Genomic DNA, 22,737 nt, shown 5'->3' on the forward strand with positions numbered 1-22,737 from the left:
AGACTTGATAGGAGTCGCTGAAACCATGGCGGTCTCAGTAACACTGCCCGCGCTGGGCGAGAGCGTTTCCGAGGGCACCGTCACCCGTTGGCTGAAGGCCGAGGGTGAGCGCGTGGAGGTCGACGAGCCGCTGCTCGAGGTCTCCACCGACAAGGTCGACACCGAGATTCCGGCCCCGGCCTCCGGCATTCTGGCCTCGATCAAGGTCGGCGAGGACGAGACCGTCGAGGTCGGCGCCGAGCTGGCGATCATCGACGACGGCTCGGGCGCGCCGGTCGCCGCCGCGGCTCCGGCCGCCGCGGCCGCCCCGGCCCCGGTCGCGGAGGCCCCGGCCGCCGCTCCGGCTCCGGTCGCCGAGGCTCCGGCCCCGGTCGCCGCCCCGGCTCCCGCCGCCGCTCCGGCCGCTCCGGCCGGCGACGCCACCCCGGTGCTGCTGCCCGCCCTGGGCGAGTCGGTCTCCGAGGGCACCGTCACCCGCTGGCTGAAGGCCGAGGGCGACACGGTCGAGGTCGACGAGCCGCTGCTCGAGGTCTCCACCGACAAGGTCGACACCGAGATTCCGTCGCCGGTCGCCGGCACCCTGGTGAAGATCCTGGTCGGCGAGGACGAGACCGCCGAGGTCGGCGCCCAGCTGGCGCTGATCGGTGCCGCGGGCGCCGTCGCCGCCGCTCCGGCCCCGGCTGCTCCGGCCCCGGTCGCTGCTCCGGCCCCGGTCGCTGCTCCGGCCCCGGTCGCTCCGGTCGCTGCTCCGGCTGCTCCGGTTGCCGCTCCGGCTGCTCCGGTTGCCGCTCCGGCTCCGGTCGCCGCCCCGGCCCCCGTTGCCGCTCCGGCTCCCGTTGCCGCCCCGGCCCCGGCTGCTCCGGTGGCCGACGCCGGTGACGCCTACGTCACCCCGCTGGTGCGCAAGCTCGCCGCCGAGCACGGCGTCGCGCTGACCGCCGTCTCCGGCACCGGTGTCGGCGGCCGCATCCGCAAGCAGGACGTCCTGGCCGCCGCCGAGGCCGCCAAGGCCGTGCCGGCCCCGGCCGCCGCCCCGGTCGCGGCCGCCGCGCCGAAGGCCGCTGCCGCCCCGTCGGCCCTGCGCGGCCAGACGGTCAAGATGACCCGCATGCGCAAGGTCATCGGCGACAACATGATGAAGGCCCTGCACGAGCAGGCGCAGCTCACCAGCGTGGTCGAGGTGGACGTCACCCGGATCATGTCGCTGCGCGCCAAGGCCAAGGACTCCTTCCTCGCCCGCGAGGGCGTGAAGCTGTCCCCGATGCCGTTCTTCGTCAAGGCCGCCGCCCAGGCGCTGAAGGCCCACGCGGTCGTCAACGCCCGGATCAACGACGCCGAGGGCACCATCACCTACTTCGACACCGAGAACATCGGTATCGCGGTGGACTCGGAGAAGGGTCTGATGACCCCGGTCATCAAGGGTGCGGGCGACCTCAACATTGCCGGCATCTCGAAGAAGACCGCCGAGCTGGCCGGCAAGGTGCGCGACAGCAAGATCACCCCGGACGAGCTGTCCGGCGCCACCTTCACCATCAGCAACACCGGTTCGCGCGGCGCGCTGTTCGACACCGTCATCGTGCCGCCGAACCAGGCCGCCATCCTGGGCATCGGCGCGACGGTCAAGCGCCCGGTCGTCATCGAGGCCGACGGCGGCACCGCCATCGGCATCCGTGACATGACGTACCTGTCGCTCTCCTACGACCACCGCCTGGTGGACGGCGCCGACGCCGCCCGCTACCTGGTGGCGGTCAAGGAGATCCTGGAGGCCGGCGAGTTCGAGGTCGAGCTCGGCCTCTGAGACTCCGCCCGAGGGTTCCCCTCCGGCAGCACCGGAACCCCGCGCCGTCCCCGGACGGCGCGGGGTTCCGCGCGTCCGGGGCCGGGTTCCGTCCCGCCGGGGCGGGCGCCGACGGCGGATGTCCGGGCCGGAGTGCGGAGACTTCGCGCCGTTCCGGGTTTTTCATGTGGTTCCGGGTGATTCACCCGCTCTTCGCATGCGCGCGTGCGGCCGAACAGGGATGCTGGAGCGGTGATGGACGAGACCGACTTCTGGCAGATCATCGACGACACCCGGGAGGACGCCGAGGGCGACCCGGACGAGCAGGCGGACCGTCTGGTGGAGCGGCTCGCCGAGCTGACACCGGACGATGTCATCGACTTCGCCCGGCTCTTCGAGGCCCGGTTCCAGCGTGCCTACCGCCACGACCTGTGGGGCGCGGCCTACCTGCTGCTGGGCGGGGCCTCCGAGGACTCCTTCGACTACTTCCGGTGCTGGCTGATCGGCCAGGGCCGGGACGTCTTCGAGGGCGGGCTGCACGAGCCGGACGATCTGGCCGACCTGCTGCCCGGCTTCGACGAGGAGGAGGACGGCGAGGCCGAGGACCTCGGCTACGCCGCCGACGAGGCGTACGAGCAGTTGACCGGGCTGCCGCTGCCGGAGGTCGGCGGGCGGCAGCCCGCGCAGCCCTCCGGGGCCGGCTTCGACTTCGACGACCCGGACACGATGGCGAAACGGTTCCCCAAGCTCTGGGAGCGGTACGGGGACTGACGCCGCCCGGACCGGGCGGGCCGGGGCCGGACGGCCGCCGGGCCCGCCCGGGCGGCGGCTCAGGTGGTGGAGCCCGCCGCCTGACTGGTGTCCTGCTTGATGCCCTTGAGGATCTGGTCCAGCACGGACGGGTCGGGCGCGCCCGCGGCGTCGTCCACTCCGCCCTCGAAGGCCACGAAGCCACCGCCCTTGGCGGGGACGGCCACCATCAGGATGTAGCCCTTGCTGCCGTCCGAGGTGGTGATGTGCCAGCGCACCGCGTACCCGGAGATGCCCGCGACCGTGGTGCTGGACGAACCGGCGTCGGTGTGCCCGGTGATGTTGTTGAAGATCGCCGCCGCGTAGGTCGGCATGGCCGCCTCGGCCGCCGCCCGGGCGGTGGTGCCGGCGATGGTGTCCTTCTCCACCGAGAACTGCCCCCGGATGCAGTTGCCGCCGCCGGGACAGGTGTACTGGCCGCTGCCGAGGAAGACCGTGGAGTGGGAGCCGCTGGTGTTCGCCTCCCAGCCCTCGAACACCGGCACCGTGATGGCGTGCTGCGGGTCCGCCACGGTGTCCTTGAGCACCGGGCTCGGCTTCGGCGGCGTGGTCGGCGGCGGCGGGGAGGACCTGGTCGGGCTCGGGGTGGTGGCGCTCGGGCTCGGCGTGTCGGTGACGGTGACCGTGGTCACCGGCGGGGTCGGCTTGGCGACCGGGCCGTCACCGCCGCTGTTGAGCGCGATGGCCGCCACCACGCCGACCACCGCCAGCACGCCGATCCCGATGCCGACGGCCGTCCCGGTCCTGATCCGGTTCGGCCGCTCCGGCGGCGGATAGGCGGCAGGCGGGTAGCCGTAGGCCGGCGGGTTCTGCGCCGGGTAGCCGTACCCGGGCTGCCCCTGCTGCGGGGCGCCGTAGCCGTAGGCCGGCGGCGCGGACGCGGAACCCCCCGAGGGGTTCTGCCAGGCGACCTGCGTCGGGGCGTCGGCGATCGGGGCGCCGCCCGCCTGGACGGGGCGCACATCACTGGTCCAGGCCGTGCCGTCCCACCAGCGCTCATGACCGGCCGTGCCGTCCGCACCCGGTACCGGGTACCACCCGGGAGGCGTCGAGTTGCTCACGGCCGTAACCTACCCGTCCGGGTGACGCTCCAGACAGGTCGGGTCTGTCACGACTCTGCACCACCCGCGCAGGCGATCTGACGGTGCGTCAACGCGGCGGAGTGGGTCGTGCGGGAACGGTCGTCCCGGCCGCCCGGCCGGGTCAGCCGTCGAGGGACCGGGCCATCCAGATGTCGTCGACGTAGGCGCCGTCGATCAGGAACTCCTCCTTGAGCGAACCCTCGACCACGAAGCCGCAGCGTCCGTAGAGGGCGCGGGCCGGGGCGTTGTGGCCGAGCACCCGCAGGGTGATCCGGCGGGCGCCCTGTTCCCGGGCGCTCCGGCAGGCCGCCTCGACCAGCGCGACGCCGACGCCCCGGCCCCGCACGGCGGCGTCGACCGCGAGGCCCTGGATCTGGCGCACGTGCCGGTTGCTGGCCAGCGGGGTCGGCGGGGCGACCCGGACGTAGCCGACCGCCCGGCCGTCGAGCAGGGCGAGCAGGAACTCGTCCGGGTGGTGGCGCTCGTCGAACACCTCCGCGTCCTCGTCCGGCCGGGGGGCGACCTCGGCCAGCGGGGTCCAGGTGGAGCGGTTGAGGGCGGCGAGTTCCCGCTCGTCCTCGGCCCGGGCGGGGCGGATGGTCAGCTGATCGTCTTCGCGCATGCGCCGCATGCTAATCACCCCCGCCCCGGACGCGCGCGGCAATTCCCGCGCCCCCGCCGGACCGCCGCTCCCCGGCGGGCCGCCGTTCGACTGCGAGGATGGGCCCATGAGAATCGCGGTCACAGGATCCACGGGACTGATCGGCGCGGCACTCGTCGGCTCGCTGCTGGCGGACGGGCACGAGGTGGTGCGGCTGGTCCGCCACCGCTCGCGGACCGGGCCCCGGCCGGACGGCACCACCGCCATCGGATGGAACCCGCTGCTGGGCCAGATCGACCGGGCCGGGCTGGCCGGGGTCGGGGCGGTCGTGCACCTGGCGGGCGCCGGCGTCGGCGACCGCCGGTGGACCGAGTCCTACAAGCGGGAGATCAGAGAGAGCCGGGTCCTCGGCACCGAGACCCTGGCCACCGCCCTGGCCGGGCTGGCCGAACCGCCGAAGGTCTTCCTGAGCGCCTCCGCCGTCGGCTACTACGGGCAGACCGGGGACCGGGTGATCGACGAGTCCTCGCCCGCCGGGGACGACTTCCTGGCGGAGGTCTGCGTGGAGTGGGAGGCCGCCGCCCGACCGGCCGAGCGGGCCGGGATCCGGGTGGTCCACCCGCGCACCGGACTCGTGCTCTCCGCCGCCGGCGGCGCGGGCGGACGGCTCTTCCCGCTGTTCCGGCTGGGCCTCGGCGGCCGGCTCGGCGACGGCCGCCAGTACTGGAGCTTCATCTCGCTCGCCGACGAGGTCGCGGCCCTGCGCTTCCTGATCGACCGGGAGGACATCGACGGGGCGGTGAACCTGACCGCCCCCGAACCGGTGACCAACGCCGAGCTGACGGCGGCGCTCGGGCGGGTGCTGCGCCGGCCGACGCCGTTCCCGGTGCCGAAGGCCGTGCTGGAGGGGGTGCTCGGCGAGCTGGCGGTCGAGGTGGTCGGCAGCCACCGGGTCGTGCCGCGCCGACTGCTGGACGCGGGCTTCCGCTTCGCACACCCGGACGTCGACTCGGCGGCGCGGGCGGCGCTCTGACGCGACGTGCCGGGGCGGGGCCGGGCGCGCGCGGTCGCGTCCCGCCCCGCCGCGTAGACGCGCTACGACGTCCGCCCTGGCCAGGGGCATATGCGGAGCGGAGTCCGGACACCTGCGGCGCAGGGCTCCGAGAGGGGGCGCACGGGAGCACATGGCAGGCGCGCTGCGCGCCCCTGGTGACCGTGCGCGCCCGTCGGGCGGGAACAGGGGCGGGGAGGAACACAGTCCGTGACCGGTCGGCCACCGGATGCGGCCACTCCCCTTCCCCACCGGGTTCGGGGCCGGTGGGCCGGTCTGACGCTCGCACTGACTGGGCATCACACCGGTCGGACCGTGTCCCAGCACCCGCTGCCTGCACCGGCCCGAAATCCCGGGACCAGGGAGGGAGCCACCCGTGCCCACGTACGACTTCACTCGCCGCACCCGCCGACAGTCCGACCCGGACGTCATCGTGGTGGGAGCCGGCCTCGCGGGCCTTGCCGCCGCTCGCGCACTCACCGCCCACGGCCTCGTCGTTCAGGTCCTGGAGGCCGCGGACCGGATCGGCGGTCGAGCGGCCTCCCACGAACTCGACGGCTTCCGACTCGACCACGGCAGCCATCTGCTGAACACCGCCTTCCCCGAGCCGCGCCGCGTGCTCGACCTCGACCGCCTCGATCCGCGCCCGCTCACGCCGGGCGTACTCGTGCACAACGGCGGGCGCCGGTACCGGGTCGGGGACCCGCAGCTGACCACCGCCCGGCAGGCCACCGCCCGGGCACCCCTGGGCAGTCCGCTGGACAAGGCGCGGCTCGGCAGTTGGCTCAACCGCCTCGCCAACACCCCGCCGGCCCGGCTGAAGGCCCGGCCGGAGACCACCACCGCCCGGGCCCTGGGCGACCGGGGCCTCGCTCCGCGCACCGTCGACGGCCTGCTGCGGCCCCTGCTCGGCGCCCTGCTCAGCGACCCCGCGCTCGGAACCAGCAGCCGGGTCGCCGACCTGGTGCTCCGCTGTTACGCGCGCGGCCGGCTCTGTCTGCCCGCCGGCGGGATCGCGGCCGTGCCGGCCCAGCTGGCCGCCACGCTGCCCGCCGGCACCGTCCGCACCGGCGTCCGGGTCACCTCGATCACCGCCGACGGTGTGGAGACCGCCACCCACGGGCGGATCGGCGCGCAGGCCGTCGTCGTCGCGACCGACCCCCGCTCCGCCGCCGACCTGCTGCCCGGCCTGCGGCTGCCGGACTTCCACCCCGTCACGACCTTCTACCACGCGGCCGACCGCACCCCCCTGGGGGAGCCCGCCCTGCTGCTGGACGGCGACCGGCCGGGCGGACAGCCGTCCCTGGTGTCGCACTCGCTGGTGCTCAGCGAACTGCACCCCTCGTTCGCCCCGACCGGACAGGCGCTGATCGCCACCACCGTGCTCGGCCGCCGCACCTTCGACGCCGGCGGACCCGCGGCGCTGGAGCCCGCCGTCCGGGCCCGGCTGGCGGAGCTGTACGGCACGCCCACCGGCGGCTGGCAGTTCCTGAGCGTGCGGCACCTGCCGGACGCGGTGCCCGCCATGCCGCCGCCGCACAACACCCGGCGGCCGGTCCGGCTGCTCGCCGGGCTCTACGTCTGCGGCGACCACCGGGACACCAGCAGCGTGCAGGGGGCGCTGGTGTCGGGGCGGCGCGCGGCCGAGGCCGTGGCACGCGATCTCGGGCTGCCGGTCGCCGTGCCGGAGGCGAGGGCGGCCTGACGGCGGGGAGAGCCGGCCCCCGGGGGGTGTCCTGTGCGGGACACCCCCCGGGGGCTGTTCGGCACGCGGGTGCGGGCGGGCGCACCGACGGGTGGGAGCGCGCGGCGCGCGGCACGCCGTCCGGCTGCCCGAGCGGCGCCGGTCCGCGTGCCAATATGCCGATATGACCGCTGATCGGACGACCTCCGCTCCCCGGCCGGCCGACCGGTGAGCGCCCGGTGAGCGCCGACTTCGAGGTCCAGCCGCTCTCGCTGATCCTGGTCCCCGCCGCCGCGGTGGCCGCCCCGCTGATCGCCGACCGGCTGCTGCGCTGGATCGCCGTCCCCGCCGTCGTGTTCGAACTCCTGCTCGGCGTGCTGATCGGCCCCGACGCCCTGAACTGGGTGCACGTGGACGACCTGATCGACGCGCTGTCCCAGTTCGGCCTGGCGATGCTGATGTTCCTGGCCGGCTACGAGATCGACTTCGCCAAACTGCGCGGCGGACCGCTCCGCCGGGCCGGCACCGCGTGGCTGGTCACCGTGGCGGTCGCCCTCGTCGTGGGCGCGATCGTCAATCCGAACCCGCTGGACGGCGCCTTCACCGGGCTCGTCCTGACGACCACCGCGCTCGGCACCATCCTGCCGATCCTGCGCGACGCCGGTGAACTCCCCACCCCGTTCGGCTCACTGGTCATGGCCACCGGAGCGGTCGGCGAGTTCGGGCCGATCATCGCCGTCGCCGTGCTGCTCAGCGGCAACAGCGCGGGCCGCACCGCCGTCATCCTGGCCGCCTTCGCGGTCATCACCGCCGTCGCCGTCGGCGGCGCCCGGCGACCGCGGCCGGCCTGGATGACCCGGCTGATCCGCCGCACCCTGCGCACCTCCGGCCAGTTCGCCGTCCGGACCGTGATCCTGGTGCTCGCCACCATGGTCGCCGCCGCCATCTGGCTGGAACTCGACATGCTGCTCGGCGCGTTCACCGCCGGCATCGTCTCCCGACTGCTGCTCTCCGACATCCCCGAGGAGGCCGAGGAGGTGATCGAGGCCAAGCTGGAGGGCATCGGCTTCGGCTTCCTCGTCCCGGTGTTCTTCGTGGTCAGCGGGATGAACTTCGATCTGGACGCGCTGCTCGGCGATCCGGGCACCCTGCTGCTCGTCCCGGTCTTCCTGCTCCTGCTGCTGGCCGTGCGCGGGCTGCCCGCGGCGCTGCTCGCACCCGCCGGCCTGGGGCGGCGCGACCGGGGAGCGCTCGGCCTCTACGCCTCGACGGCGCTGCCGCTGGTCGTGGTGATCACCACGATCGAGGTGGACGCCGGACATCTGCCGTCCTCCACCTCGGCGGCCCTGGTCGGGGCCGGCATGCTCTCCGTACTGCTGTTCCCGCTCGCCGCGCAGCGGCTGCGCGGGGACGTCCGGCCGCCGGCCGCCGTGGAGGGCGACCGGCCGCGGGTGAACGCCGAGAGCTGGTGACTCCGCCGGTCCGGTCGGAGTCCCGGGCTCAGATCACCCCCGCCTGACGGGCCGTCTCCTCGAACGCCCGGGCCACCGGACTGCCCCGGTAGGGCGTGAGGCGGCGGTGGAAGTCGCGCACGTACTCCAGCGACCGCGCCGAACGCATCTCCCCCGCCGCCCGCAGCGCGTCGGTGGCCATGCCGCACGCCTCGTCGAGGTCCCCCATTCCGAGCCGGGCGGTGGCGAGCACCAGCCGGCAGAAGATCCGGCTCCGGGCGTAGGCGGGCGAGCGCAGCCGCAGCGACTTCTCGGCGTGCTGGGCGGCCGTCCGCCACTGCTGGAGGTCCCGGTAGCAGTGCGCGAACTCGTCCGAGAGCTGCGCCTCGTCGAAGAACCGCGCCCAGGCCGGCAGCTCGTCGCCGGTGCGGGCCGCCGCCAGCGCCCGTTCGGCCCGGACCAGCGCCGTGGTGCAGGAGCGGACGTCACCGAGCAGGCCGTGCCCGCGCGCCTCGGCGGCGTGCAGCAGCGCCTGCACGGTCGGCGGCACCGCCGTGCCCACGCCCTGCTGGGCCACCCGGGCCAGTTGGACGGCCTCCCGGCCGTGGCCGAGGTGGACGGCCTGCTGGCTCATCGTCACCAGCACGTACCCGCCGAGCGCGCGGTCCCCGGCGGCCTGGGAGAGCCGCAGGGCCTGGACGAAGTAGCGCTGGGCCAGACCGTGCGCGGCGATGTCGAAGCTGGTCCAGCCGGCCAGCCGGGTGAGGTCGGCGACCGCCCCGAACAGGGCCCGGCCGATCTGCTCGCCGTAGCGGCCGCGCAGCATCGGCTCGGCCTCGCTCTCCAGGTAGCGGACCAGCGCCTGGCGGGCGTGGCCGCCGCCGTAGGCGTGGTCCAGCGCGCGGAACAGGTCGCCGACGGCGCGGATGGCGGCGATGTCGCCCCGGCCGACGCGCAGCGCCGGACGCGACTCGCGGGCCGGGTCCTGGAACGGCGGCTCGACCGCGATCGGCGGGCGGCGGCTCTGGGTGGGCACCCTGGCCCCGAACGCGGCCGACCCGGCGGCGGGGCCGGTCGTCGGGCCGCCCGCGGGCGCGGCGGCCGGGCCGCCGGCCGAGGCGGCGGTGCGGGCCGCCGGGGTGCCGTGGGTGCCCGGGAGCTGGCCGCGCGCCGCGGCGCCGGCGGGGCCGACCGGCCCGGTGGCCGCCCCGGGCCGGTCGGTCGGCGGCGCGCCCGTCCCCGGGTCGGGCCGGACCAGGGTGGAGCCGTCGCGGGCGACCCGTTCGTCGGTCCGGCCGATCAGCCAGTCCCGGCTCGGCACCACCAGGCCGGCCGGGGTGAAGGCGATCCGGCGCAGCTCGGACTGCGGGCCGTTGTCCTTGCGCCACATGCTCGCGACGATGTCCACCGCCTCCTGCGGCGTCTCGGCGAACTCCAGGCCCGCGTAGACCGGGGCGCAGGCGTCCAGGCCGAGGTCCTGCGCGGTGAGGCGGCGGCCGAGCCGGCGGGTGAACACCTCGGCGATCAGGGCCGGGGTGGCGCCGCGGGGCTGCTGGCCGCGGAGCCAGCGGGTGACCGAGGTCTTGTCGTAGCGCAGGTCGAGGCCGTGCTCCAGGCCGAGCTGGTCGACCCGGCGGGCCAGACCGGCGTGCGAGAAGCCGGCCTCCTCGATCAGGGCGGCCAGTTGGAGGTTCTGGGTGCCGGCCGTCTGGTGGCGCTCGGTGGGCGGCCGTTCGGGGGCGGAGCGCTCGGGGGCGGAACGGTCCGGGGCGGAGTGGTCCGGGGCGGAGCGCTCGGCGGAACGGTCCGGACCGGGCCGGTCGAGGGCGTGCCGGTCGGGCGTGGCCTGCTCGGGCAACCGCAGTTCGTCGGCGGTCGGGGCGTCGGGGGCGTCCGGAAGGGCCCGGCCGACCGGGCCTCGGTGCTGGTCGAGCGGGTCGAGCGGTCCGTACGCCGGGCTGTCGGTTGCAGGCCTTTGGGGCATAGTCAGTCAACACCTCTCGGACGCCGCACCGGCTCCACCAGCGGTTCGGCTGCCTGTGGCGACGCCCCCTGTCGGGAATCGGCGTGAATGTAGCGAGCATTCGGGCGCTATGGGTGGTTCTGACCGAGCAATCCTCCGAACGGGTGAAGCATCCGCGCCCATTGTGGGGAAGACCCCTCGGGGCGGGTTTGGCTTTCGGGGCTTCCGCCGACCGCCGGCCCTCATGGCGGAGAACGCCACAGTTCTCCGAGGTGCTGTGGAGGACCGTCACATAGGAGCCCGGGCTTCGGATTCCTACCGTTCTCGGCCATGGACACCTCTTCAGCCCGCCCCCTCGACGGCCGCACCGCCCTGGTCACCGGAGCCGCCTCCGGCATCGGCCGGGCCTGTGCCGAGGTCCTCGCCGAGGCCGGCGCCCGGGTCCACGTCGTCGACCTCGCCGCCGACCCCGCCCGTCGCCTGGCCGAGCTGATCGGCGGCGTCGCGCACGTCACCGACCTGGCCGACCCGGAGGCCGTGGAGGCCCTGCCGGCCGATGCCGACATCGTCGTCAACAACGCCGGCCTCCAGTACGTCGCCCCCGTGCACGAGTTCCCGCTCGAACACTTCCTCCGGATCCAGCGGGTGATGGTCGAGGCCCCGTTCCGCATCCTGCGCCGCACCCTGCCGCACATGTACGCGCGGCGGTGGGGCCGGGTCGTCAACATCTCCTCCGTCCACGGGCTGCGGGCGAGCCCCTTCAAATCGGCCTACGTGACCGCCAAGCACGGCCTGGAGGGTCTCAGCAAGACCGTTGCCCTGGAGGGCGCGCCGTACGGCGTCACCAGCAACTGCGTCAACCCCGGCTATGTCCGCACCCCCCTGGTGGAGCACCAGATCGCCGCCCAGGCGCGGGCCCACGGCATCCCCGAGGAGGAGGTCGTGGAGCGCGTACTGCTCGAACGCACGGCCGTCAAGCGTCTGATCGAGCCCGCCGAGGTGGCCCGGCTCGCCCTCTACCTCTGCCTTCCGCACGCCGCCTGCCTCACCGGCGCCTCGCTCCCGCTCGACGGCGCCTGGACGGCGCACTGAGCGGTCGGGGATGGCTCCGGCCGCCAGGGTCGACGGCCCGGATGTGTGGGTCGGTCACATAGTCCCGGGCACCGCGGCTCCCTACCTTGTGGCGACGTCCCCGTCCTGCCGCTCCTGTCCCGCCCCTCCCCCGTCCCGCCCAACCCCTCCCCCCGTCCTGTCCCTCCCCCGGCCCGGAAGTGGTGCCCCCATGACAACCGCCGTATCGGACCAAGCACGGAGCCGCTCACTGTCCAGAGTCGTGGCGGCGAGCCTGATCGGTACCACGATCGAGTGGTACGACTACTTCCTCTACGGAACGGCCGCGGCGCTGGTCTTCGGGAAGGTGTTCTTCCCGAACAGCGACCCGCTGACCGGCACCCTGCTGTCGTTCCTCACCTACGCGATCGGGTTCGCGGCGCGCCCGCTCGGCGCGCTGGTCTTCGGGCACTTCGGGGACCGGATCGGCCGCAAGCGCCTGCTGGTGGTCAGCCTGCTGCTGATGGGCGGCTCGACCACGCTGATCGGGTGCCTGCCGACCTACGCGTCGGTCGGGGTGACGGCGCCGGTGCTGCTGACGCTGCTGCGGCTGGTGCAGGGCTTCGCCCTGGGCGGCGAGTGGGGCGGCGCGGTGCTGCTGGTGTCGGAGCACGGCGACGCGAAGCGGCGCGGGTTCTGGGCGTCCTGGCCGCAGGGCGGCGCACCGGCCGGGAACCTGCTGGCGGCCGGTGCGCTCTCGCTGCTGACGGGCCTCCAGTCCGAGGCGACGTTCCTGGCCTGGGGCTGGCGGGTGCCTTTCCTGCTCTCGGCGGTACTGGTCGGGGTCGGCCTGTGGATCCGGCTGGCCGTGGACGAGTCGCCGTTGTTCAAGGAGGCGCTGGCCCGGGCGGCCGCGCGCGGGAAGCCCGAACAGCCGCCGCTGGTCGCGGTCCTGCGGCACCACTGGCGCGAGGTGCTGGTCGCGATGGGCGCGCGGATGGCGGAGAACATCTCGTACTACGTGATGACCACCTTTGTGCTCGTGTACGCCGTCTCGCACGCGCACTTCCCCAAGCAGACCGCCCTGAACGCCGTTCTGATCGCCTCGGCGGTCCAGTTCGCGCTGATCCCGCTGTTCGGGGCGCTCTCCGACCGGGTCGGGCGCAAACCGGTGTACCTGGTGGGCGCGGTCGGCGTCGGGGTGTGGGCGTTCGTCTTCTTCGGGATGGTGGACACCGGGTCCTTCGGGTCGCTGGTGCTCGCGGTGACCGTCGGGCTGGTCTTCCACAGCGCCATGTACGCGCCCCAGGCGGCCTTCTTCTCCGAGCTGTTCGCCACCCGGATGCGCTACTCGGGCGCGTCGATCGGCGCGCAGTTCGCCTCGGTGGCCGCCGGCGCGCCCGCGCCGCTGATCGCCACCGCGCTGCTGAAGGACCACGGCAGCTCGACCCCGATCTCGGTGTACGTGGCGATCGCCGCCGTGATCACCGTCCTGGCGGTGCTGTGCGGGCGGGAGACGCGCGGGCGCGACCTGGCCGAGCTGCCGGGCGCGCGGACGGCCGAGGAGGGCGCGGCGGCGGGCACCGGGGCGGGGGCGGCGGCCGACGCGGAGCCCGGAGCGGCGGCGGTGGGGAAGGCGGCGACCGCCTGACGTGCCGTCCGGCCCGCCGGCGCCCGTCACCGAACGGGCGCCGGCGGGCTACGGCCACCCGGGCCGAGCGGCTAGCATCGCGCTTCCCTCCCCGGGACACGAACACCCACTGCCGATTGGCGGCCGTACCATGAACGACCTCCACGCCGGCTCGGCCCCCGCGCTGCGGCGACTGCTGGACCTGCTCGCCTCCGGCGCCGCCACCGAGGACTTCGCCGACGTACTGGCCGACGCGCGCCGGCGGGGCGCGCCCGCCGCCGTGCTGAGCGAGATCGACGAAGCGACCTGGCAGGCGCTGCGGGTCCACCGGACCCTGCGCCAGCACCGCCGCCGCGAGGCCGAGTTGACCGCCCTCTTCGACACCGCCGGCGACCTCGCCGCCTCCCGCGACCTCGACTCCGTCCTCCAGGCGATCGTCCGCCGGGCCCGGATGCTGCTGGGCACGGACACCGCCTACCTCACCCTCCCGGACGAAGCCGCCGGTGACACCTACATGCGGGTCACCGACGGCTCCGTCTCCGACCTCTTCCAGACCCTGCGGCTCAGCCTCGGCGACGGCCTCGGCGGCCTGGTCGCGCAGAGCGCCCGCCCGTACGCCACCCCCGACTACCGCGCCGACGGCCGCTTCCACCACACCGACGTCATCGACGCGGGGGTCCTCGACGAGGGCCTGGTGGCGATCATCGGCGTCCCGCTGCTGCTCGGCGGGAGGGTGATCGGGGTGCTGTTCGCCGCCGACCGCTCGCCCCGCGCGTTCTCCCCCGACGAGGTCGCGCTGCTCTGCACCCTCGCCGCCCACGCCGCGATCGCGCTGGACACCGCCAAGGCACTCGCCGACACCCGGGCCGCGCTCACGGAGCTGAACAGCGCCAACGAGCTCATCAGCGCCCACTCCGCCGCCGTCCAGCGCGCCGAGCGGGGCCACGACCGGCTCACCGACCTGGTCCTGCGCGGGGCCGAGGTACCGGACGTCGCCGCGGCCGTGGCCGCCCTGCTCGGTGGGGGAATAGCCGTACTGGACACCGGGGGCGAGCCGCTCGCCGGGCGAGCCGCCGCCCCCGGTGCCGGGCCGGCCGAGGCGGCGGCGGCGTCCCGGGCCGAGGGCCGAGCGGTGCGCCACGGCGACGCCTGGGTGTGCGCGGTGCTGGCCGGGCAGGAGCAGCTCGGCACGCTGGTACTGCGCGGCCGGCCGGACCTCGACGACGCCGACCGCCGGCTGTTCGAACGGGCCGGCGTGGTGACCGCGCTGCTCCTGCTGCTGCGGCGGTCGGTGGCCGAGGCGGAGAACCGGGTCCGCGGCGAGCTGCTGGCCGACCTGCTCTCCGCTCCCGACCGGGATCCGGCCGGGCTGACCGCGCGCGGACGCCGGCTGGGCGTCGACCTCGGCCGGCCGCACCTGGTCCTGGTCGCCGAGCCGGGGCCGGGCGGGGGTGGCGGCGATGGTGGCGGTGGCGGTGCGAGTGCGGTGCGCTCCCGGCTGGCCGGGGCCGCCGGGCGGTACCTGTTCGGGGCGCGCGGCATCAGTGCCGAGTACGGCGAGACAGTGGTGCTGCTGGTCCCGGACGGCGGCGGGGGCGGGGTTCCGGGGCAGGCCGGGGCCGCGCCGGAAACGGCCGGCGGACATCCGGCGGGCGGATCCCCGGCCGGCGCGTGCGCGGCGGGCCGACGGTCCGGCGGGGACGCCGCCCGCCGCGCGGCGGAACAGGCCGCCGAGCGGCTCGCCCGGCTGGCGGGCTTCCCGGTCACCGTGGGCGCCGGCCGCCCCGCCGCCGGACCGGTCGCGCTGGCCGCCGCGTACGCCGAGGGGCTGCGCTGCGTCCGGGCGCTGCGCGTGCTCGGACGGGACGGGGAGGGCGCCTCGGCGGGGTCGCTCGGCTTCCTCGGGGTGCTGCTCGGTGACGGCCACGACGTCTCGGGCTTCGTCGGCGCGACGCTGGGACCGCTGCTGGACTACGACGCCAGGCGCGGCACCGAGCTGGTCCGCACCCTGCGCGCGTACTTCGACTGCGGCGGCAGCCTGACCCGGGCCAAGGAGGAGCTGCACGTCCACGTGAACACCGTCGTCCAGCGGCTGGACCGGGTCGAGGTGCTGCTGGGCCCGGACTGGAACGGCCCCGAGCGCTCGCTGGAACTCCACCTCGCCCTGCGGCTCCAGCTGCTGTCGGGGGCCTGAGCGGGCGCCTGGACGGTCCGTACGGGCCGGGGCGTACAGTGGCGAGGTTGGTCTCGAACGCCTGGCAAGGAGCAGCAGCGGTGAGCGAGAACGTTCGGTTCGTCCGGATGGGCATCGGCGAGGGCGCCGTCCCGTACCAGGTGGCCTGGGAGGAGCAGCAGCGGCTGCACGCGCTCCGGGTCGCCGACGAGATCCCCGACACGGTGCTGCTGCTGGAGCACCAGCCCGTGTACACGATGGGCAAGCGCACCAACCCGGCGGACCTGCCGCTGGACGGCACCCCGGTGGTCGAGGTCAACCGGGGCGGCGAGATCACCTGGCACGGTCCCGGCCAGCTGGTCGGCTACCCGATCGTCAAGCTGCCCGACCCGATCGACGTGATCGCGTACGTGCGGCGGCTGGAGGAGGCGCTGATCCGGTCCTGCGCCGCGTCCGGCGTGGAGACCACCCGGGTCGAGGGCCGCAGCGGCGTCTGGGTACTGGGCGGGGACATCCCGGACGCGGTGGTGGATCCCGCCCAGGTGGTGGACATCGGCAGGCTCACCCTGCGGATGGGCCTGCCGCTGGGCATCGACCCGCGGCTGGCCGGTCCGGAGTACGCGCCGTCCAACGCGGGGCAGCGCGGCGACGACCGCAAGCTGGCCGCGATCGGCGTCCGGGTCGCGCGCGGGGTGACCATGCACGGCTTCGCCCTGAACTGCGACCCCGACATGACCTGGTTCGACCGGATCGTGCCCTGCGGCATCCGGGACGCCGGGGTCGCCTCGCTGGCCGGCGAGCTCGGGCGGGCCTTCCCCGTCGCCGAGGCGCTGCCGCTGGTCGAGAAGCACCTGGCCGAGGTGCTCGCCGAGCTGCCGGAGCCGGTGACCGGGCGCTGAGCCCGGGGAACCGGTTCCCGGACCCCGGGCCCGGACGCCGAACCCGGTGACCGGTTCCGGACCCCCGCCCCGGAGCCGGGCCCGAGCCCGGGAATCTACTTGCCGGTAGCCCTGTTGCCCTGCGATTGCGGGGTCCCGGCCCCGGCGAAGGCCGTACAAGCACAGGCGTACCCTGGGGGTACCCCGTCTAGTTCTAGGAGTCGCACGTGTCCGCTGTCGCGCCCGACGGCAGGAAGCTGCTCCGCCTGGAGGTCCGCAACAGCGAGACCCCCATCGAGCGGAAGCCCGAGTGGATCAAGACCCGCGCGAAGATGGGGCCGGAGTACAACGCCCTCCAGTCGCTGGTGAAGAAGGAGGGGCTGCACACGGTCTGCCAGGAGGCCGGCTGCCCCAACATCTTCGAGTGCTGGGAGGACCGCGAGGCGACCTTCCTCATCGGCGGTGACCAGTGCACCCGCCGCTGCGACTTCTGCCAGATCGACACCGGCAAGCCCGCCGACTTCGACCGGGACGAGCCCCGCCGCGTCGCCGAGTCCATCGTCACCATGGACCTCAACTACGCCACCATCACCGGCGTCGCCCGCGACGACCTGCCGGACGGCGGCGCCTGGCTGTACGCGGAGACCGTGCGCCAGGTGCACGCGCTGACCGCCGCCCGCGAGGCCGGGCGCACCGGCGTCGAGCTGCTGATCCCGGACTTCAACGCGGTGCCGGAGCAGCTGGCCGAGGTCTTCTCCTCGCGCCCCGAGGTGCTGGCGCACAACGTCGAGACCGTGCCGCGGATCTTCAAGCGGATCCGCCCGGCGTTCCGCTACGAGCGCTCGCTGAACGTCATCACCCAGGCGCGCGAGGCCGGGCTGGTCACCAAGTCCAACCTGATCCTGGGCATGGGCGAGACCCGTGAGGAGGTCAGCCAGGCGCTGGCCGACCTGGTCGGGGCCGGCTGCGAGCTGATCACCATCACCCAGTACCTGCGGCCGTCGCTGCGCCACCACCCGGTGGAGCGGTGGGTCAAGCCGCACGAGTTCGTCGAGCTGCAGCAGGAGGCCGAGGAGCTCGGCTTCGCCGGGGTCATGTCCGGCCCGCTGGTCCGCTCCTCGTACCGCGCCGGGCGGCTGTACCGGCAGGCGCTGGAGCACCGCGAGCGGCAGAGCGGGACGGCCGCGCCGGCCCCGGTCGCTTCGGTCTGACGGGCGGCAGCGGCGGTTTCACGCCATCGGAGGGGCGGGGCCACGGCTCCGCCCCTTTCGCTTCACCGGACTTTGACCGGCAGGTCACGGACTGGTAACACGGAGTGGGGACGATGGCGTCTCCACGAATGTTCGATTGATCTCAGCCACACCTCCGAGCGCGTCCGCACCTCCGCGCGGACCCGGTCACGGGTCCGCCCGCGCGGCCGCTCGGTCCGAGGGGAGCTGTTACGGCATGCGGGTCGATTTCCGGATGGAACTCCGGTCGGTGGGAACCGCGCTCCGGCTGGCCGAGAGCGTGCTGCTGGCGGGCGGCCAGCGCCAGGCGCGGCGGAACGCCTGGGCCGCCGTCTGCGAGAACCGCAGGTACGCGGCGGCGCGGGAGTTCGGCGGCGGGCCGACCGACGTCCCGGCCGGCGCCCCCGGGGGCGTCTCCGCGGGCGGACCGGCGAAGGCCGCGCACCGCTGACGGCACCGACGCCTCGGCCCGCCGGGGGGCCGTCGGGAGGGCGCGTCGGGGGCCGGCACACCGGGCGGAAGCGGGGCACTCGGGTCACGGTTCGGGGCGAACGGGTACCCGGGCTTGGATATCCCGTACCCGCGCCACGTACCATGAGCGTTATGGCGAGGGAAACATCCGAGAACCCCGGGCGACTGAAGCAGATCCGCCTGGCATACACCATGACCAAGAAGGTCGACACCAAGATCGGCCTGATCATCGCCGGCGTCGGCCTGCTGACCTTCGGCGTGTTCCTGGCCATTGGTTTCGCGATCGAGCACCCCGTCTACCTGGGCATCCTGGGCTTCATCGTGGCCTTCCTGGCCATGGCGATCGTCTTCGGGCGCCGGGCCGAGCGCGCGGCGTTCGGGCAGATGGAGGGGCAGCCCGGCGCGGTCGCCGCCGTGCTGAACAACATCCGGCGCGGCTGGAGCGCGAGCTCCACCCCGGTGGCCGTCACCCGCAGCCAGGACGCGGTCTACCGCGCCGTGGGCCGGGCCGGCATCGCGCTGATCGGTGAGGGCAACCCGAACCGGGTCCGCCAGCTGCTCGCGTCCGAGAAGAAGAAGATGGCCCGGGTCGTCGGCGACGGCGTGCCGGTGCACGACATCGTGGTGGGCGACGGCAAGGACGAGGTCCCGCTCAAGAAGCTGCAGATCCACCTGATGCGACTGCCGCGCGCCATCACGCCCGCCCAGGTCACCGAGACCAACGACCGGCTGCGCGCGCTGGGCGACCTGCTCTCCAAGGCGCCCATCCCCAAGGGCCCGATGCCCAAGGGCGCCCGGATGCCCAAGGGTGGCCAGGTTCGCTGAGCCCCTCCCCCGTCGACACCAGAACGGCCCCGCCGCGGAGCTTCCGCGGCGGGGCCGTTCGGCGTTACGGCGTTCCGGTGTGCGCGCCGGACCGGGATCGGTTCGGGCGGCCCGGGGGCCGGGGGCCCGGACTCAGATCCGGACCTCGACGGTGCCGACGGCCTTGTCGTGCAGCCCCCGGGTGTCACGGTCCCAGACCAGCGCCGGCACCACCAGGAAGAGCAGCACCGTCCGCAGCAGCACCTGCGGGATGGTCGCGCGGCCACCGTCGAGCCGGACCACCCGCAGGCCGAACAGTCGCTTGCCCATGGTCGTCCCGGTGGTCGCGAGCAGCACCACGATGACCGCGAAGAGCAGCGGGGTGGTCCACATGTTCGCCGAGGCCGCGGAGGACCCCTTGACGATCAGCCCGTAGGAGACCATGGCCACCAGCCAGCTGTCGACGACCAGTGCGCACAGCCGCCGGCCCGGACCGGCGATCGAGCCGGAACCCTCCCGGGGCAGTCCGAGGCGCTCACCGCGGTAGCCGAACTCGGCACCCATCTTCTCGGCGGCCGCCTTCGGGCCGTCGATCCACGATCCCAACGCTTCTCTGGTGTCCACGAATCCACATTAACCGGGCGAACGCCGGGGGCGGCCACCGCCTCCCCCGAGCCGCGCCGATCCGGCCTCCGAGCCGCACCGGTACGGCCTTCGGTCCCCCCTCGGCCCGGCCGCCACCGGAGAGTGAATCGGCCGCCGCGGGCTTTCCCCCGACCCTCTCCAGTGGTCCAGACCACCTCACCGCCTCCACCTGGCCCGGTGAGGCGTTTTGTCCGTGACCGTACGTCTTTGCCGCCCGCGCGACGGCGGCGGTTAACATTCAGGAAACGACTGGGTCACCGCTCGGAAACGGCCCGTTCCTAGGGTGAGCCCCATTCGCAACGCCGAGGAGGATGTGGATGTTCAACAACGCCGCCGAAGTGAAGCAGTTCATCCAGGACAACGACGTGAAGTTCGTCGATGTCCGCTTCTGCGACCTGCCAGGCGTCCTGCAGCACTTCTCCGTACCCGCGGCGACGTTCGACCCGTCCGAGATCCTGATGTTCGACGGCTCGTCGATCCGCGGCTTCCAGGCCATCCACGAGTCCGACATGGCCCTGGTCCCCGACCTCGCCACCGCCCGGCTCGACCCGTTCCGCCAGGAGAAGCACCTCAACATCAACTTCTTCATCCAGGACCCGGTGACCGGCGAGGCGTACAGCCGCGACCCGCGCAACGTCGCCAAGAAGGCCGAGGCGTACCTCGCCTCCTCCGGTATCGCGGACACCGCGTTCTTCGGTCCCGAGGCCGAGTTCTACGTCTTCGACTCGGTCCGGTTCGACACCAGCGCCAACGCCTCGTACTACCACATCGACTCCGAGGCCGGCGCCTGGAACTCCGGCTCCACCCAGGGCGACGTCCGCGGCTACAAGGTCAAGTACAAGGGCGGCTACTTCCCCGTCCCGCCCGTCGACCACTTCGCCGACCTGCGCGCCGAGATGTCCCTGGAGCTCGCCAAGGCGGGCCTGGAGGTCGAGCGCCAGCACCACGAGGTCGGCACGGCCGGCCAGGCCGAGATCAACTACAGGTTCAACACCCTGCTGCACGCCGCCGACGACCTGATGCTGTTCAAGTACATCATCAAGAACGTCGCCTGGCGGGCCGGCAAGACGGCCACCTTCATGCCCAAGCCGATCTTCGGCGACAACGGCTCGGGCATGCACGTCCACCAGTCGCTGTGGACCGAGGGCGTGCCGCTCTTCTACGACGAGCAGGGCTACGCCGGACTCTCCGACACCGCCCGCTACTACATCGGCGGCCTGCTCAAGCACGCGCCGTCGCTGCTCGCCTTCACCAACCCGTCGGTGAACTCCTACCACCGGCTGGTCCCCGGCTTCGAGGCCCCGGTCAACCTGGTCTACTCCCAGCGCAACCGCTCCGCCGCGATCCGGATCCCGATCACCGGCTCCAACGCCAAGGCCAAGCGCATCGAGTTCCGCGCCCCCGACCCGTCCTCCAACCCGTACCTCGCCTTCGCCGCCATGCTGATGGCCGGCCTGGACGGCATCAAGAACAAGATCGAACCCCTCCAGCCGGTCGACAAGGACCTCTACGAACTGGCGCCCGAGGAACACGCCAACGTCCCCCAGGTCCCGTCCTCCCTCCCCGCCGTCCTGGAAGCCCTCGAAGCCGACCACGAGTACCTCCTCGCGGGCAACGTCTTCACCCCGGACCTCATCGAGACCTGGATCGACTTCAAGCGCACCAACGAGATCGCCCCCATCGCCCTCCGCCCCCACCCGCACGAGTTCGAGCTCTACTACGACCTGTAGCAGGGCCGCCCGAGCCGGGGGAACGCGGTTCGGTCTCTCAGTGTTTCCGCAGGTCAGGACTTTTCCTGGCCTGCGGAAACACTGACCGGGGGGCCTCGCCGCCAGCGGTGGCCGTCGCCGTGGGGCGCCGGCCCGGCAGGCGGTGCGGGCCGGATCCGCTCCGATCACGGGGATCGGAGCGGTCCGGCCGCGGCGCTACCGGGGCGTGGCCCATTCCTCCCTCGCGGCGAAGGCGAGGGAGCGGTGACTCACGGAGTACGACCGCACCAGGTCCATTCCGTGCTCGGCGAGGCAGGCGTTCTCGAAGCGCACGTCGCCGGTGACCTCCTGGCCGAACCACGACGGGGCGACGAAGGCCCGCGCGTCGGCCTCGCCGGAAAATCCCACCTCGGCCAGCCTGAGCCCCGCGTGGACTCCTTCGAACTCGTCCACCTCGATGAGGACTCCGTCCTGGGCGATGGACGACCTCTTCTTCCGCACCCGCCGGCCGTCGGTCGTCCTCCACAGAGCCTGGAAGACGTCCTCGGTTATGCCGATCTCCAGTTCCTCCCGGACGGGACCCCGCCCGCTTCCGAGCGCGAGAAAATAGCTGTCGCCGGAAGCCCGGACACGCATCTCCCCGTCCGCGCTCCCGACAGGGGAATACCCTTGCACCGATTCGAGTGTCTGCTGCGCCGCGGCGGCCGGCCAGCCGGCGGGGACCAGGAACCTGCGTGCGATCTTCGGCTGCGTTCTCAAGCTCTTTCTCCACTCGCGCGGCGGACGCGGATCATCAGGCGGTCCGTTCCAGGGTGTAGTGACGACGGAGTTCCTCGACGTGCCCGAGAACGGCCGGATCCCCGGCGGCGCGCGCGATGTCGATCATGGTGTTCCAGACGAAGTCCGCCCCCCCGTCGTTCCGGAAGTGCTTCTTGATGACGATGCTGAAGACCTCGTTCGCCGTCTCCGGCGTCAGCACGTCCGCGAGCCGCAACAGGCGGGCGCGGTCGGCGTCGGTGAGCGGCGGCCGTTCCACCGTCCGGTCGGCCGGGATGCCGGCTTCCGGACTCACGGTCCCGACCGTGGTCAACGGCTTCTCGGACGGGGCGTCCACGAAGTCGAACATCAGGTGCACCCGCTCCTCCGCGGAGAGCACCGCCACCGAGTGGATCTCCGAGGCGTCGAGGAACCACACCTCGCCCTTGCGCATCCGGTAGACGGTGTCGCCCTCGTTGAAGAAGCAGTCCTCGTTGGTGACCAGGGGGATGTGCATCCGGTGGGCGTTGCGGGTCTCGTCCGCGATCCCGCCGAGCTCCAGCAGGTCGCGGTGCGGGATGATCACGCTGTTCTGAACCTTCGCCAGCCGCACGAAGTTCAGCCGGTCCGGGTCGGCGACGTTCTCGATCAGTTCCCGCAGATAGGGCAGCCGATCGGCGATCTCGGAGAAGGTGGCGGGCTGGTCGTGGTCGTAGTTGGTGACGACGCCGTCACCGGACGTCCCGCCCCGTGCCCAGAGCATGCAGCTCTTCCACGCGCCACCGAAAACGTAATCGCTGTACGCCTCGGACCAGGGAATCGAATCGATCCGGTCGAGATCCTCCGCCAGGCGGGATTCGTCGAGACGGACGTCTCCTACGTAATGGGTTCGCATCGAATCAAGCAGCCCTTCTCAGTCGAAAGCGTCGATGTCCTGGACCGGTGGACGGGGACCGACGGACGGTGTCTTCTC

19 protein-coding genes are annotated in these 22,737 nt (G+C 73.6%); 13 read left to right on the plus strand and 6 right to left on the minus strand.

Translation table 11 applies throughout. The features are described 5' to 3' along the window. Window positions 1–25 precede the first annotated feature (25 nt). Window positions 26–1,798, plus strand: coding sequence for a 2-oxoglutarate dehydrogenase, E2 component, dihydrolipoamide succinyltransferase (gene sucB / locus ACIQ9P_RS02420; RefSeq protein WP_402348375.1), 1,773 nt, complete (start codon window positions 26–28; stop codon window positions 1,796–1,798). 234 nt (window positions 1,799–2,032) lie between these two features. After that, a complete protein-coding gene (locus tag ACIQ9P_RS02425; protein ID WP_402348378.1) occupies window positions 2,033–2,548 on the plus strand; it encodes a DUF4240 domain-containing protein in 516 nt (171 codons plus the stop codon). A gap of 59 nt (window positions 2,549–2,607) precedes the next feature. Here the strand turns inward: ACIQ9P_RS02425 and ACIQ9P_RS02430 are convergent, their stop codons facing one another. Next, complete coding sequence (locus ACIQ9P_RS02430; RefSeq protein ID WP_402348381.1) at window positions 2,608–3,648, minus strand: DUF2510 domain-containing protein; 1,041 nt, start codon at window positions 3,646–3,648, stop codon at window positions 2,608–2,610. Between the two features lie 142 nt (window positions 3,649–3,790). Continuing rightward, complete coding sequence (locus ACIQ9P_RS02435) at window positions 3,791–4,291, minus strand: GNAT family N-acetyltransferase (protein WP_402348385.1); 501 nt, start codon at window positions 4,289–4,291, stop codon at window positions 3,791–3,793. A 106-nt stretch (window positions 4,292–4,397) separates the two neighbouring features. Between ACIQ9P_RS02435 and ACIQ9P_RS02440 the strand changes: the two genes are divergently transcribed. The 3 genes from ACIQ9P_RS02440 (at window position 4,398) to ACIQ9P_RS02450 (ending at window position 8,477) form a co-directional block, all read left to right on the plus strand. Continuing rightward, a complete protein-coding gene (locus tag ACIQ9P_RS02440) occupies window positions 4,398–5,303 on the plus strand; it encodes a TIGR01777 family oxidoreductase (protein WP_402348388.1) in 906 nt (301 codons plus the stop codon). Between the two features lie 394 nt (window positions 5,304–5,697). Beyond that, the gene (locus ACIQ9P_RS02445; protein ID WP_402348391.1) at window positions 5,698–7,026 is read left to right on the plus strand and encodes an NAD(P)/FAD-dependent oxidoreductase; all 1,329 of its coding nucleotides are present in this window, start codon (window positions 5,698–5,700) and stop codon (window positions 7,024–7,026) included. Between the two features lie 218 nt (window positions 7,027–7,244). After that, window positions 7,245–8,477 (plus strand): cation:proton antiporter, encoded by a 1,233-nt coding sequence (locus ACIQ9P_RS02450; protein WP_402348394.1) that lies wholly within the window; start codon window positions 7,245–7,247, stop codon window positions 8,475–8,477. A 28-nt stretch (window positions 8,478–8,505) separates the two neighbouring features. On the opposite strand, the gene ACIQ9P_RS02455 is transcribed toward ACIQ9P_RS02450, so the two are convergent. Further along, on the minus strand, window positions 8,506–10,440 hold the full coding sequence (locus ACIQ9P_RS02455) for a regulator (RefSeq protein WP_402348397.1): 1,935 nt from the start codon (window positions 10,438–10,440) through the stop codon (window positions 8,506–8,508). 309 nt (window positions 10,441–10,749) lie between these two features. Between ACIQ9P_RS02455 and ACIQ9P_RS02460 the strand changes: the two genes are divergently transcribed. The 7 genes from ACIQ9P_RS02460 (at window position 10,750) to ACIQ9P_RS02490 (ending at window position 18,675) form a co-directional block, all read left to right on the plus strand. After that, window positions 10,750–11,511 carry a 3-hydroxybutyrate dehydrogenase gene (locus ACIQ9P_RS02460; protein ID WP_402348400.1) on the plus strand — a complete coding sequence of 254 codons (762 nt, stop codon included), beginning with the start codon at window positions 10,750–10,752 and terminating at the stop codon, window positions 11,509–11,511. Between the two features lie 190 nt (window positions 11,512–11,701). Continuing rightward, window positions 11,702–13,120, plus strand: a complete 1,419-nt coding sequence (locus tag ACIQ9P_RS02465; protein ID WP_402348403.1) for an MFS transporter — start codon at window positions 11,702–11,704, stop codon at window positions 13,118–13,120. Window positions 13,121–13,250: 130 nt separating this feature from the next. Beyond that, window positions 13,251–15,293 (plus strand): helix-turn-helix domain-containing protein, encoded by a 2,043-nt coding sequence (locus tag ACIQ9P_RS02470; RefSeq protein WP_402348407.1) that lies wholly within the window; start codon window positions 13,251–13,253, stop codon window positions 15,291–15,293. Between the two features lie 107 nt (window positions 15,294–15,400). Then, window positions 15,401–16,171: a lipoyl(octanoyl) transferase LipB gene (gene lipB, locus ACIQ9P_RS02475; protein WP_402349835.1), complete on the plus strand. Its 771-nt coding sequence runs from the start codon at window positions 15,401–15,403 to the stop codon at window positions 16,169–16,171. Between the two features lie 206 nt (window positions 16,172–16,377). Next, complete coding sequence (gene lipA / locus ACIQ9P_RS02480) at window positions 16,378–17,361, plus strand: lipoyl synthase (protein WP_402348410.1); 984 nt, start codon at window positions 16,378–16,380, stop codon at window positions 17,359–17,361. 235 nt (window positions 17,362–17,596) lie between these two features. Then, window positions 17,597–17,830: a hypothetical protein gene (locus tag ACIQ9P_RS02485; RefSeq protein WP_402348413.1), complete on the plus strand. Its 234-nt coding sequence runs from the start codon at window positions 17,597–17,599 to the stop codon at window positions 17,828–17,830. A 143-nt stretch (window positions 17,831–17,973) separates the two neighbouring features. Beyond that, window positions 17,974–18,675, plus strand: a complete 702-nt coding sequence (locus ACIQ9P_RS02490; RefSeq protein ID WP_400741891.1) for a DUF4191 domain-containing protein — start codon at window positions 17,974–17,976, stop codon at window positions 18,673–18,675. Window positions 18,676–18,807: 132 nt separating this feature from the next. On the opposite strand, the gene ACIQ9P_RS02495 is transcribed toward ACIQ9P_RS02490, so the two are convergent. Further along, window positions 18,808–19,278: an RDD family protein gene (locus ACIQ9P_RS02495; RefSeq protein ID WP_402348416.1), complete on the minus strand. Its 471-nt coding sequence runs from the start codon at window positions 19,276–19,278 to the stop codon at window positions 18,808–18,810. A 338-nt stretch (window positions 19,279–19,616) separates the two neighbouring features. Here ACIQ9P_RS02495 and glnA point away from each other — a divergent pair, with 338 nt between their 5' ends. After that, window positions 19,617–21,029, plus strand: coding sequence for a type I glutamate--ammonia ligase (glnA, locus tag ACIQ9P_RS02500; protein WP_402348419.1), 1,413 nt, complete (start codon window positions 19,617–19,619; stop codon window positions 21,027–21,029). A gap of 195 nt (window positions 21,030–21,224) precedes the next feature. On the opposite strand, the gene ACIQ9P_RS02505 is transcribed toward glnA, so the two are convergent. Beyond that, complete coding sequence (locus ACIQ9P_RS02505) at window positions 21,225–21,767, minus strand: hypothetical protein (RefSeq protein ID WP_402348422.1); 543 nt, start codon at window positions 21,765–21,767, stop codon at window positions 21,225–21,227. Between the two features lie 34 nt (window positions 21,768–21,801). Next, window positions 21,802–22,659, minus strand: a complete 858-nt coding sequence (locus ACIQ9P_RS02510; RefSeq protein WP_402348425.1) for an aspartyl/asparaginyl beta-hydroxylase domain-containing protein — start codon at window positions 22,657–22,659, stop codon at window positions 21,802–21,804. Window positions 22,660–22,737 lie beyond the last annotated feature (78 nt).

The organism is Kitasatospora sp. NPDC094019, from assembly GCF_044764505.1.
Taxonomy (GTDB): domain Bacteria; phylum Actinomycetota; class Actinomycetes; order Streptomycetales; family Streptomycetaceae; genus Kitasatospora.

Excerpts from the sequence above, each read along its gene's own strand:
- ACIQ9P_RS02470 (WP_402348407.1), top strand. The coding sequence starts at position 13,251 with ATGAACGACCTCCACGCCGGCTCGGCCCCCGCGCTGCGGCGACTGCTG.
- ACIQ9P_RS02440 (WP_402348388.1), top strand. The coding sequence starts at position 4,398 with ATGAGAATCGCGGTCACAGGATCCACGGGACTGATCGGCGCGGCACTC.
- glnA (WP_402348419.1), top strand. The coding sequence starts at position 19,617 with ATGTTCAACAACGCCGCCGAAGTGAAGCAGTTCATCCAGGACAACGAC.
- ACIQ9P_RS02510 (WP_402348425.1), bottom strand. The coding sequence starts at position 22,659 with ATGCGAACCCATTACGTAGGAGACGTCCGTCTCGACGAATCCCGCCTG.
- ACIQ9P_RS02435 (WP_402348385.1), bottom strand. The coding sequence starts at position 4,291 with ATGCGCGAAGACGATCAGCTGACCATCCGCCCCGCCCGGGCCGAGGAC.
- ACIQ9P_RS02485 (WP_402348413.1), top strand. The coding sequence starts at position 17,597 with ATGCGGGTCGATTTCCGGATGGAACTCCGGTCGGTGGGAACCGCGCTC.
- ACIQ9P_RS02455 (WP_402348397.1), bottom strand. The coding sequence starts at position 10,440 with ATGCCCCAAAGGCCTGCAACCGACAGCCCGGCGTACGGACCGCTCGAC.
- lipB (WP_402349835.1), top strand. The coding sequence starts at position 15,401 with ATGGGCATCGGCGAGGGCGCCGTCCCGTACCAGGTGGCCTGGGAGGAG.
- ACIQ9P_RS02460 (WP_402348400.1), top strand. The coding sequence starts at position 10,750 with ATGGACACCTCTTCAGCCCGCCCCCTCGACGGCCGCACCGCCCTGGTC.
- ACIQ9P_RS02425 (WP_402348378.1), top strand. The coding sequence starts at position 2,033 with ATGGACGAGACCGACTTCTGGCAGATCATCGACGACACCCGGGAGGAC.
- sucB (WP_402348375.1), top strand. The coding sequence starts at position 26 with ATGGCGGTCTCAGTAACACTGCCCGCGCTGGGCGAGAGCGTTTCCGAG.
- ACIQ9P_RS02465 (WP_402348403.1), top strand. The coding sequence starts at position 11,702 with ATGACAACCGCCGTATCGGACCAAGCACGGAGCCGCTCACTGTCCAGA.
- ACIQ9P_RS02490 (WP_400741891.1), top strand. The coding sequence starts at position 17,974 with ATGAGCGTTATGGCGAGGGAAACATCCGAGAACCCCGGGCGACTGAAG.